Genomic DNA, 12,653 nt, shown 5'->3' with positions numbered 1-12,653 from the left:
CAAAGTTCTCATTTAGTTCTTAATGATAGTTGGTTGCAGCAGTTCTAATGTTACGCATTCTTCTAATTGACGATAATCCTCACGATCGCCTACTTGTGATTCATGCACTTGAGAAAGAGTTTGCTGAACTTCAAGTACAGCAAATTATTCGCTCAGAAGATTTTGAGCAGGCATTGTCAAAAGGAGAATTTGATTTAGCAATCACCGACTACCAACTACGATGGAATGATGGCTTGACAGTTCTACGGGCGGTTAAAAATCTTTACCCCGATTGTCCTGTTGTTATGTTTACCAACAGCGGCACACAGGAAGTTGCGGTAGAAGCAATGAAATCAGGGCTAGATGATTACGTAATTAAGTCTCCAAATCATTACGTGCGCCTACCTGCGGCTGTTCGTTTGGCACTAGAGCGAGTTGAAACTCGACGCAAAGTAGCTGGGCTAGAAGTGCGCTTTCAAACTCTGCTCAATCAATTAGATGTGGGAGTTTATCGGCTGACTGCCGATGGTGCTTTGCTGGAAGGTAATTCTGCTTTTTTGCATTTGCTTGGTTTAAATTCTTTAACCGAAATTCCAGAAAATCAAACACTTGAGTATTATTTTCAGCCAGAAGACTATGCTAAACTTTTGCATCAACTCAAACAAGGTGGCAATATTCGCGATCGCGAAGTGCCATTGCGTCGAACAGATGGTAGCGTGATTTGGGTGCGCATTAGTAAGACTTTTACCACCGTTGATGGCACTACTGTAATTGACGGATTGATGGAGAATATCACCAAGCGCAAAATAGCAGAAAAAGCATTGCGAGAAAGCGAAGCACGCTTCCGGTGGTTGTTTGAGTCGAATGCGATCGCCATAGCTTTTTGGGATATAAATGGTAATATCACTGAGGCAAATGACGCCTACTTGCAACTTATCGGCTACACGCGGGAGGAAATGTTCTCAGGTAAATTACGTTGGACAGATATTACCTCATCTGAAAGCCAAAATGTGCAGCAACAAATAGTGGAGGAACTCAACCAGTATGGAGTTTCTACTCCTAAAGAAAAATATTACATTCACAAAGCGGGGCATCAGATTCCCGTTTTGATGGGCAGTGCTTTTCGAGTCGGCTCTCAATCTGATGGCATTACCTTTGTGATTGATTTGACAGAACGCAAGCGCTCAGAGCAGGAGCGAGAAAAATTGCTGGAACGAGAACAAGCAGCACGAGCAGAAGCAGAAGCTGCAAACAGAATTAAAGACGAATTTCTCGCTATTTTATCTCACGAGTTGCGATCGCCACTTAATCCGATTTTGGGCTGGACAAAATTACTTAGCACTCGCAAATTAGACGCAGCTAAAACAGCGGAAGCTCTAGCAATTATTGAGCGTAATGCCAAGCTGCAAGCTCAACTCATAGAAGATCTGCTGGATGTGTCTCAGATTCTGCGTGGTAAATTGAGCTTAAATATTTCCTCTGTAGATTTAGTTTACGTCATCTCCGCAGCTTTAGATACAGTCCGTTTGGCAGCCCAAGCAAAAGCAATTAAAATTCACACTGTATTTGAACCAAATATAGGACTAGTTTTGGGAGACGAAACCCGCTTACAGCAGGTTGTCTGGAATTTACTCTCCAACGCCATTAAGTTCACACCCCAAGGAGGGCGGGTTGAGGTAAGGTTGTCAAGCTTAAAAGACGCGGAGAGGTGGGGACACGGTGATGCGGGGAATGTAAACAAAAGCTCCGCGTCACCCTTACGGGTACTCTACGAGAAGCCGCCCACCGGGCGTCTACGCCAGTCACCTGCGGAGGGAGATCCTCCCGCAGTGCTAGACTCACCGCGTCAGTTTGTCTCCGCGTCTTCCCAGTCACAACTTTATGCCCAAATCACCGTTGCAGACACAGGGCAGGGAATTAATCCAGATTTTTTGCCCTACGTATTTGATTACTTCCGTCAAGCAGATAGCAAAACTACCAGACAATTTGGCGGACTAGGACTAGGACTAGCAATTGTTAAACATCTAGTAGAAATGCATGGTGGCACAGTGAGGGCAGAAAGTCAAGGACAAGGACAGGGAGCAACTTTTACCGTGATGCTGCCACTCATGACAGTGCAACCCCAAACACCTGAAGACAGCGAACAGTCTCAGAAGTCCCTTGATTTAAGCGGCGTTCGAGTCTTAGTCGTAGATGATGATGTTGATTCACGAGAATTAGTTACTTTTTTGCTCGAAGAATATGGAGCACAAGTGACAGCAGTGGCATCGGCTTTAGAAGCGCTGCAAGCTGTGGTAAAGTCAAAACCGAATGTCTTGGTATTCGATATTGGTATGCCAGAAGTTGATGGCTATATGCTACTCCGTCAAATTAGAAGTTTATCGCCCCAACAAGGGGGAGAAATTCCAGCGATCGCACTAACAGCTTACGCAGGAGAAGTTGACAAACGCCAAGCTCTGGCAGCAGGCTTTCAAATACATTTACCCAAACCAGTAGATCCAGCTGAGTTGGTAGGGGTGATAGTTAGTCTTGTATTATGAATGACGATATTTCTTTATCATGTCTATTGATCTCATCTCAAAATATAAATGCTTTAATGGTCAAGTTGGTTTCTACAGCCATTTCTCTTCTAGCTGTAATGTACAAATGCGCTTTGCTGTCTACGAACCATCGCAAGCAAGTTATGAACCTGTGCCAGTTCTTTACTTTCTTTCTGGCTTAACTTGCACAGAAGAGAATTTTATGGTGAAAGCAGGAGCGCAACGCTTTGCAGCCAAGTATGGTTTGATGTTGGTAGTACCAGATACTAGTCCCCGCAACACAGGAATTGTAGGTGAAGATGATGAATGGGATTTTGGCACGGGTGCTGGCTTTTATGTGGATGCTACTGCTCAACCGTGGGCGTCACACTACCAAATGTATAGCTATGTTGTCCACGAATTACCCGCTGCGATCGCCGAAAACTTTCCAGCCAATCTAGACAGACAAGGCATTTTCGGTCATTCTATGGGTGGACATGGAGCGCTCATCTGTGCAATGCGAAATCAAGAGCAATACAAATCAGTTTCAGCCTTTGCACCTATCGCTGCACCAATGCGCAGTTCTTGGGGACAGAAGGCTTTCAGCCGTTATTTGGGTGCAGATCAAGAAAGTTGGCGTGCTTATGATGCTAGTGAATTAATTAAGCAAGTTGGTTATCACAGCCCAATTCTGATCGATCAGGGAACTACAGATAAATTTTTGGCAGAGCAATTATTTGTAGAAGTATTTGAACAAGCTTGCCAAGAAGTTAATCAACCTCTAAATCTGCGTTACCAAGAAGGTTATGACCACAGTTATTACTTCATCTCCTCTTTTATTGAAGATCATATCCGCCATCATGCGATCGCTTTACTTCAATCGACTCCTGTAGATTCTAATTATCAGCTTTGAGTTTTAGCAGTTTAAAATCAAGTCTATAAATTGCTCTTTACTCTCATGAGTACAAGAGTGATAGTTCGTGTTATGAGTTGATGACTTAAGAGAGATTTATAACATTTTTTGGTGCGTTACGGCTATTTCTTGTTCTCCTAAACTCCCAAATATTTCTATAGCCGTAACACACCCTACATCCTACATAATTTTTACTGTTAATTTTGGCTATTAACTATATCAAAGCTATTTTAGGTTGTCTAATCACAAAATCCCATAATTCCTTTAATGTAAAGAATTTAGCCAAGATTTTTTATAGTTTATACAAAAGTTAATAATATAAAAAATATTGTAAAACAATGTCAATAAATTTGAGGAAGACAGTTAGTAAAATCTGCAAAAAAAGATGGATGATTGTTATTAGTGTTAAAAAAGAAAAACCAAAGAATTGCCAAAGCTTCTTCTCAATCAGTTGTTGCAACTTGAAATGATGATTAAATGAATTAGGTGACCAATAACGTTATAATAGTCAGCCTTCGCCATTAGTCAGAGATAAAAAATTGCTGGACTAATGATGAGTTTGGCCAGTAAACTAACAACACTAAACAAACAATAATTATGACTAAAAGCATGAGTGCGGCACTGCGCTTGCGTGAAAAATTACCTTTTCCACTACAGCGTTTAGCAGATTTAGCTTACAATTACTGGTGGTCTTGGACGAGCGATCGCATCGCCTTATTCCAAACCATTGATCCTCAAGAATGGGAGCGCTGCGGACACAATCCAGTCGCAATATTAGAATCAGCAACATACGAACGTCTTACCCAATTAGCAGAAGATCCGTTTTACCTCAAACAAATTTCTGCCCTCGGCAAAGAATTTGACGAATACATGATGCAGAAAAATACGTGGGTGAGTCGGGTAGCACCGCAAGTTTCATCCGAGCATCCTATCGCTTACTTCTGCGCTGAATTTGGCATCCATGAATCTCTGCCCGTCTACTCTGGGGGTTTAGGTATTCTCGCAGGGGATCACCTCAAATCTGCATCAGATTTAGGTGTACCGATGGTGGGGATCGGCTTGCTTTATCGCCAAGGTTACTTTCGGCAGCGCTTAAACCGTAGTGGTTGGCAAGAGGATTACTACGTAGACAATCCTTTCCACCGGATGCCCCTAGAATTAATCAAAGACGAGCAAGGAGAGGCGCTTACCATTGAACTAGAAATTCGCCAGCGCCGGGTGAAAGTACAAATTTGGCAAGTAAAAGTCGGACGAGTCACGCTTTATTTGTTAGATAGCGATCGCCACGACAACGATCCCATTGATCGCTGGCTCACCGGGCATCTCTACGGTGGTAACCAAGAAACCCGGATTGCTCAAGAAGTTGTGTTGGGAATTGGTGGTGTTCGCGCCCTTACCGCTTTAAATATTCAACCATCCGTCTATCACCTCAACGAAGGACACGCTGCCTTCTGCACCTTAGAAATTGCTCGCCAAAAAATTGAGCAGACAGGCAAATCCTTCTACGATATCGAAGCCGATGTCCGCAAGCAGTGTGTATTTACCACCCACACACCCGTTCCCGCCGGGCATGACGTCTTCTCTCCCGACTTAATGGACTCCTTCTTTGCCCACTACTGGACACAATTGCGTCTTTCCCGCCAACAATTTTTGGCATTGGGCGCACGCCGACTTGGCGATCCTTGGGAACCCTTTGGCATGACTGTTTTAGCACTGCGGATGTGCCGTACTTCCAACGGTGTCAGCGAATTGCACGGACGAGTTTCCCGTCAGATGTGGACAGTTCTCTATCCAAATCGCTCCGAAGACAACGTTCCGATTGGTTACATTACCAATGGCGTCCATGCACCCACTTGGACTGCTCCTTTAATGGCAGATTTATACAATCAGTATTTGGGAGCAGACTGGAAAACTCGTGCTGTCGATCCCCAAATGTGGGAGAAAGTAGAAGATATTCCCAATGCAGAATTGTGGTGGCGACATCAAATTCTCAAAGAAAGGCTAGTTGCCCATACCCGTCATAAAGTGAAAATAGCCAGGGAAGGGCGAGGCGAAGAATACGAAAGGATTCAAGCCATCAACACCCTACTAGATCCCAAAGCCCTAACTATCGGATTTGCCAGACGTTTTTCGCCTTACAAACGCGGACATTTGCTACTGCGAGATCTTGATCGCGCCTTACGGATTTTTGGCAATAGCGATCGCCCAGTCCAAATTGTCTTTTCCGGCAAAGCCCATCCCGCCGATGAAGAAGGCAAGCGGATCATTCAACGCTTGATGGAGTGGTGCAGACATCCAGCGATCGTCAACCGTGTGGCTTTTATCGAAGACTACGACATCTACACCGCTACCAAACTCGTGCAAGGCGTTGATGTTTGGTTAAACAATCCCCGTCGTCCCCTTGAAGCATCTGGCACCAGCGGACAAAAAGTCTGCTTTAACGGTGGTATTAATTGCAGTGTTCTCGATGGTTGGTGGTGCGAAGGCTATCAAGCCGATGCCAACGGCAAAGGTATTAACGGCTGGGCAATTGGTGAAGATGCCCACACCAGTGATCAAGAATTACAAGACCGGATTGATTCGGAATCATTGTATCAATTGTTAGAAGAGGAAATTGTTCCCCTCTACTACAATCAAGATGAAAAAGGCATTCCCCACGGTTGGGTGCAGATGATGAAGGCATCAATTAAGACAAATGCACCTCTATTTAACACCGACAGAATGATTGCTGATTACGTTTCTCAGGTGTATGTACCAGAAATTGCTCTAGCAGTGCCACCGATTTTAGCGAAAGTTTCTGTGTAAAGGTTGGATAAATTTTATGCATTTAGGGTAGGTGTTTTTGCCTGCCCTTTTTTGTGCTTACTAATCCCTCTTAAAGAGTGATTTTGCGTAAGTTATGTTCATCTTAGACACCAACAGATGACATTTAGGCTACGCCTCCACCAAGAATAGAGCTGTACAATTGGCTAATAATTTCATCTTCTTGCCCCGATACCCAATTAGCAAAGCGCTGTGCTAAAGGAGGCACAATTACCAGAGGATTACTAAATCCAGAAAATACATAAATACCTTGGCATCCAGGAATAGCACCAATGAGGGGAAGGTGATTACCACTAAATGCTACTAAGCAATGATGCCAAGTACCTGGTAAATTAGCTAATTCTGGTAAGATTTTTCCTATACTTTGTCTTAGCCATCTTTCACTTTCTCCTGAGTCTACTTTGGCAGTGGGATCTGTAATGATGCGGCTAATTTGTCCCAAGCGTAAGCTTCCATCTATAAATTGAACCGCACCTGCATCTAAAATCGGTGCTACTGGTTCATTTCCTGGTTCATTCCATACTTCATCAATTTTGCTAGATTCAGCTTCTAATTGAAAGCGTTGGAGATTAGCTGGCATGACTAGAGTACGCAATTTCATCTCAATAGGTGGAGTTTCAATTACCTCTGCGTGAGTAAAATATAGTGGAATTAAAATACCAGATGCTTTGAGTAAATTTCGACTAAACCCACCAGCGCAGACAACAACATTAGCACTGTGGTAGATGGTAGTGGTTGTTTCAACACTTAACCCCTCCCCCAACCCCTCTCCGGAAGCGGGGAGGAGTGCCGTAGGCGGGGCGGGGTTATTTTGCAATTTCAGCACTTGGCTAATTTCTATTTCACCTCCAGCACGCAGAAAAGCTTGAATGTAAGCCTGTACAGTTTTTTGAGGGTTAATATGACCGTGCTTCACTGTTAAAGCACCAGCGATCGCCTCCCTATTCAATAACGGTTCCATATCACAGGCTGCGTCAACGCCCAGTAATTTGGGAGGGTTGGCAAAATGAGCATAAGACGTAGCAGCGGTTTTTGGATCGGTGTCTATGGGAATAGTTAATAATAAATCCAACTCGCGCAACTCGATATTTGCATTTAATTCTTGTGACAGAATACGATAACGTGCAATCCCTTCATCGCACAATTGGCGAGTCACAGAAGTAGTACCAGACCAAAAAGCTAAACCACCATAACTATAACGAGTAGCGTTTTGAAAATTAGCGTCTTGCTCTAACAAAAGTACTGAAAAGCCTTTTTTCACTAGTTCGTAGGCGAGTGCAGCACCTGTAAAGCCACCACCAACAACGATCCAATCGTAAGTTTTCATTTAGGATTTTACGAAACGTCTCAAAATATATTTTCTCTTTGTATGACTTTTTCAGAACTCCAAATCGGTGATTGATTTCGCATTTCTAGTATTAGTGCTTAGTGTCCAGACTTTTAATTTTGCTACTCATTTTCTACTCAAAACGGTAGCCTTAAAGTGGTAGTTTGTTAGCTCCCACACAACTTTATGCTGCCTAAACCCAAGAAAAGATGGACACCTTCAAACTGGGCAAGCTGGAAGCCTTTTGGAATCGGGGAACAGTATCCCAATAACTACTGGGAAGTATTTCGCGCCATTTGGCTTTCACGCGATCGCCTACCTTATGCATGGAATATTCTCAATCAGGGAGTTTGTGACGGTTGCGCTTTAGGTACAACCGGAATGCAAGATTGGACTTTAGATGGAATTCATCTGTGTAATGTCCGGCTGCGGCTGTTGCGGATGAATACGATGCCAGCTTTTAATCCCCAACTGCTAGAAGATGTTGAACACCTGCACAAGCAAAAAAGCGCTCAGTTACGAGATTTAGGGCGTCTTCCTTACCCGATGATTCGCCGCCGTGGAGAAAAAGGTTTTCGACAAGTAAGTTGGAATGAAGCTTTAAATGTCATAGCTTCGCGCATCCGTGCTACTACACCAGAACGTCTTAGTTTTTACATAACCAGTCGTGGCACTGTCAACGAAACTTACTACGCTACCCAAAAAGCTGTGCGGGCGATGGGTACTAACAATATTGATAATGCCGCCCGTATTTGCCATTCTCCCAGTACCGCTGGACTTAAAGCAGCTCTTGGTGTGGGCGCTACAACCTGTTCTTATAAAGACTGGATCGGTACTGATTTATTAGTCTTCATTGGCTCAAATGTTGCCAACAATCAGCCCGTCACTGTCAAATATCTTCACTATGCCAAAAAAGCAGGGACAAAGATTGTAGTTATTAACACTTATCGCGAGCCAGGAATGGAACGCTATTGGGTGCCTTCGATTCCTGAAAGTGCATTATTTGGCACCAAGTTTGCTGAAGACTTTTTCCTCGTCAGTATGGGTGGTGATATTGCCTTTTTAAATGGCACAATCAAGCAGATGATTGCTAATGGCTGGGTAGACGAGTCATTTATTCACCGTTACACCACTGGTTTTGCAGAACTTAAAGCCAGACTAGAAACTCAATCATGGGAAGAGTTAGAGCAGCTTTCGGGAAGTAAGCGTGAAGAAATGTACGCCTTTGCCACAATGGTTGGACAAGCTCAAAAAGCCGTGTTTGTCTGGAGTATGGGCATTACTCAGCACGAATGCGGCGAAGATAATGTTCGCGCCATTATTAACTTAGCTCTTACCAAAGGTTTTGTCGGTCGAGAAGGGTGCGGTTTAATGCCAATTCGTGGGCATTCTGGGGTACAGGGTGGTGCGGAGATGGGATGTTATGCAACAGTGTTTCCTGGTGGCAAGCCCATCACCCCGGAAAATGCTGCCCAGTTGAGCCAACTGTGGGGATTTGAGGTGCCTGCAAGTAAAGGTTTAATTGCTCCAGAAATGATTGATGCTGCGTACAACAGGCAGTTAGATGTTTTGTTCTCAGTCGGGGGCAATTTCTTGGAAGTGCTACCAGAACCAGACTACGTGGAAACAGCCCTTGAGCGCGTACCTTTGCGGGTACATGTAGACATTGTCCTTTCCAGCCAAATGCTAGTAGAACCAAGTGATACAGTCGTGCTGTTACCCGCCACAACTCGCTACGAAATTCTCGGTGGAGTTACAGAGACTAGTACTGAACGCCGAGTAATTTATAGCCCAGAAATTCCTGGTGCCAGAATCGGGGAAGCACGCCCGGAATGGGAAGTGTTTATGGAAATAGCAAGGCGCGTTGTAGAGACACGGTATGCCGCATCTCTATATTTTGAGAATACAGCAGCCATCCGTCAAGAAATTGCCCAAATAGTTCCTCAATACGCGGGGATTCAACACTTGCAGTCAGCAGGCGATCAATTTCAGTATGGGGGTTCCCATCTCTGCTTTGGCTGGAAATTCCCCACACCCGATGGAAAAGCGCACTTTGCCGTATTGTCTCCACCACAAATTGAACTACCAGCAGGCTGTTTTTTAGTCGCAACACGTCGAGGTAAGCAGTTTAACAGCATGGTGCAAGAACGCAAGGATGCTATCACTGGAGCCATGCGTGAAGCAGTGTTAATGAATGCTTCTGATGCCGCCAAGCTGGGATTAAAAAATGGGGATGCAGTCATTCTCAAGAATGAGTTGGGAGAGTATCGCGGACAAGTTTATATTGCACCGATCCAGCCTGGTAACTTGCAGATTCACTGGCCTGAAGGTAATGTACTGCTAGATAAAAGCAAGCGATCGCGTGAAGGTGTGCCAGATTACAATGCTGTAGTGCGGTTAGAAAAAGTTTCAGAGGAAATAGACTTGTCCTGAAAATCGAAGAAATAATAGCTTAATCTTCTATGGCTCGCATTAACCTACTGGACACTCATACAACTAGCTTCGGTGACTTGATCGGTAATGGAAAAATCTATAGGGTACCACCTTTCCAACGCGATTATTCCTGGACGGAGGAGAATTGGGAGGATCTCTGGCAAGATATTTTAATGTTGCATAATCACATTAGTGTTAGCCACTATATGGGAGCAATTGTTCTGCAAAGCTTTAGTACTACTGATAAAGAGTTTACAATCATTGACGGTCAGCAGCGATTGGCTACTCTCAGCATCATTGCCGTTGCTGTAATTGAAAAAATCTACCAATTCGTAGAGCAAAAGGTTGAACCCGAAGCAAACAAAGAGCGACAAGAAATACTAAAGCGTACTTATTTAGGGGATAGAGATCCACGTTCTCTTCGTTATTCTAGTAAACTTATTCTGAATGAAAATAACAATGATTTTTATCAAAGTAATTTAGTCAATCTTAGAAAACCATTAAACATTCGTTCTCTATCGAAATCAAATCAACTACTTTGGCAAGCTTTTGAATACTTATCCAGGCAATTAGAAGAACTACCTGAAGTTATTCAAGATGGAGAAAAGCTTGCTACATTTCTAACAGATACTGTTGCTCAAAGGCTACTTTTCATCCAAATTACTGTTGAAGATGAACTCAATGCTTATACTGTTTTCGAGACATTAAATGCTAGAGGTTTAGAGCTAACTTCCACCGATTTATTGAAGAATTACCTATTTTCGCTTTTTCAAGGGCCAGACGATTTACAGGAAGCACAACGTCAATGGAGACGCATTATCAATACAGTTCAAATGGAGAAGTTCCCCGAATTTCTTCGCTATTATCTTAATCTCAAGCATCCGAGAGTACGACGAGAGCGCTTATTTAAAATAGTTCGAGAATCTGTTAAAGATACTATACAAGCCTTTGACTTACTTGACCAACTTGAAAATTTTAGTGGTCTATTTGTAGCGCTTGGTAATCCAAATGATGAATTCTGGCGTGATACCCCACAGAATCAACCATATATTAAAGAGTTAAATCTCTTTCGAGTCAAGCAGGTTTATCCAACTCTATTTGCTGCTTATCAGAAATTTTCTACTGAAGATTTTACTCGCTTGCTCAAACTTTTAGTCACGATTTCTTTCCGCTATATTATTGTTAGCAGCTTAAATCCTAATGAACTAGAGTCATTCTACAATGAAGTTGCAACCGATATTGCAAATGAAAACATAACTAATCCAAGACAGGTTTTTAATAAGCTTAGACCAGTCTATGTCAAAGACGAAAAATTTCAACAGGACTTTTCCCTACTCTCAATCGCTACAAAAGGTCAAAAGCGTAAACTGGTTAGGTACATCCTTTGTAAATTAGAAGCAGATGCTGGTGGCAAACAAATTGATGAAGATAGTTTCTCCATAGAGCATATCTTGCCTGAAGCACCAACAACTGACTGGCGGCAAATCTTTACTGATGCTCAAATAGAGGAAATGGTTTATCGCCTCGGCAATTTAACACTTCTGGAACCCTCTTTCAATCGGGACATTGGACAAAAGAACTATCAGACTAAAAAAGAAATATATCAGCAGAGTGTTTATACTCTCACAAGAAGAATTACGGCTGAAGAGTGGACGCCGGATGCGATCGCTACACGTCAGAGAAATCTGGCACAACGTGCAGTTCACATTTGGAAATCAGATTTCCTTTCCCCATGAACAAACCTATAGGCAGTAAAACTCAAACTAGGGTTTGGGTATTTGAAAATGGCAAAATGCGATCGCGCCGAGACTATCTCACTACAGAGGAACCGTTAGAAATTCGTCTTGTATCTCCACGTCGGACTTTAGCTGTAACAATGCGAACTCCAGGAGCAGATTTTGAACTTGCTGCTGGTTTCCTCTACACAGAAGGTGTAATTAGCTCTCGACAAGATATTCAACGCTTGAGCTACTGCGTAGATACGGAAATAGATGGCGAGCAATTATATAACATTGTCAATGTAGAACTCCAAGCAGATTTAGAACTAGATTTAAAGCCTTTGGAACGTCATTTTTACACTACGAGTGCCTGTGGGATTTGTGGGAAAGCAAGCTTAGAAGCATTACGTATGCGGGGTTGTGCGCTTATTCCCCCCGAACCAAAGGTGACGCCAGAAATTATCTACAGCCTACCAGACAAACTGCGAGCGGCTCAAGGTGTATTTAACGCGACAGGAGGTTTGCACGCTGCGGCTCTGTTTGACTCCCAAGGACAATTGTTGATGCTGCGGGAGGATGTCGGACGTCACAACGCCCTTGATAAACTAATAGGTACGGCTCTATTGTCCGAGGAATTGCCGTTAGGCGATCGCATTGTCATGGTTAGCGGACGCTCTAGTTTTGAAATTGTCCAAAAGTGTGCCGTTGCTGGAGTGCCAATTGTGTGCGCTGTTTCTGCTCCCAGTAGTTTAGCGGTGTCTGTAGCTGAAGAATTCGGAATTACCTTAATAGGATTTTTGCGGGGAGAAAGATTTAACGTGTACTCTGGATTAGAGAGAATCACTAATACCATTTCAATATGAAGATGCATATTATTAGCCTGCGGAGGCAGGCTTTGTTTGTTTAGCCCCAGGCTTCTAGCCTGAGGGCGTTAATTTAGC

General features: G+C 43.4%; 7 protein-coding genes. 6 read left to right on the top strand and 1 reads right to left on the bottom strand.

The genetic code is table 11. From position 1 onward, the window contains the following. Positions 1 to 47: 47 nt before the first annotated feature. From U2718_RS10435 to glgP, 3 genes are all read left to right on the top strand, one after another. A complete protein-coding gene (locus U2718_RS10435; RefSeq protein WP_342003226.1) occupies positions 48 to 2,519 on the top strand; it encodes a response regulator in 2,472 nt (823 codons plus the stop codon). A gap of 19 nt (positions 2,520 to 2,538) precedes the next feature. Next, positions 2,539 to 3,411 (top strand): S-formylglutathione hydrolase, encoded by an 873-nt coding sequence (gene fghA / locus U2718_RS10430; protein ID WP_342003227.1) that lies wholly within the window; start codon positions 2,539 to 2,541, stop codon positions 3,409 to 3,411. A gap of 597 nt (positions 3,412 to 4,008) precedes the next feature. After that, a complete protein-coding gene (glgP, locus tag U2718_RS10425; protein WP_342003228.1) occupies positions 4,009 to 6,216 on the top strand; it encodes an alpha-glucan family phosphorylase in 2,208 nt (735 codons plus the stop codon). Between the two features lie 124 nt (positions 6,217 to 6,340). Here the strand turns inward: glgP and U2718_RS10420 are convergent, their stop codons facing one another. Then, on the bottom strand, positions 6,341 to 7,561 hold the full coding sequence (locus tag U2718_RS10420; RefSeq protein WP_342003229.1) for an FAD-binding oxidoreductase: 1,221 nt from the start codon (positions 7,559 to 7,561) through the stop codon (positions 6,341 to 6,343). 186 nt (positions 7,562 to 7,747) lie between these two features. Here U2718_RS10420 and U2718_RS10415 point away from each other — a divergent pair, with 186 nt between their 5' ends. From U2718_RS10415 to fdhD, 3 genes are read left to right on the top strand one after another with little or no spacing between them, the layout of a single operon-like run. After that, complete coding sequence (locus tag U2718_RS10415; protein WP_342003230.1) at positions 7,748 to 9,994, top strand: FdhF/YdeP family oxidoreductase; 2,247 nt, start codon at positions 7,748 to 7,750, stop codon at positions 9,992 to 9,994. A gap of 29 nt (positions 9,995 to 10,023) precedes the next feature. Next, positions 10,024 to 11,730, top strand: a complete 1,707-nt coding sequence (locus U2718_RS10410) for a DUF262 domain-containing HNH endonuclease family protein (protein WP_342003231.1) — start codon at positions 10,024 to 10,026, stop codon at positions 11,728 to 11,730. After that, a complete protein-coding gene (gene fdhD, locus U2718_RS10405; protein WP_342003232.1) occupies positions 11,727 to 12,575 on the top strand; it encodes a formate dehydrogenase accessory sulfurtransferase FdhD in 849 nt (282 codons plus the stop codon). Before U2718_RS10410 ends, fdhD begins: the two co-directional genes overlap by 4 nt. Positions 12,576 to 12,653 lie beyond the last annotated feature (78 nt).

It is taken from the genome of Chlorogloeopsis sp. ULAP02 (assembly GCF_038404745.2).
Taxonomy (GTDB): Bacteria; Cyanobacteriota; Cyanobacteriia; order Cyanobacteriales; family Nostocaceae; genus Chlorogloeopsis.
This window is presented reverse-complemented; position numbering and strand designations above follow the sequence as displayed.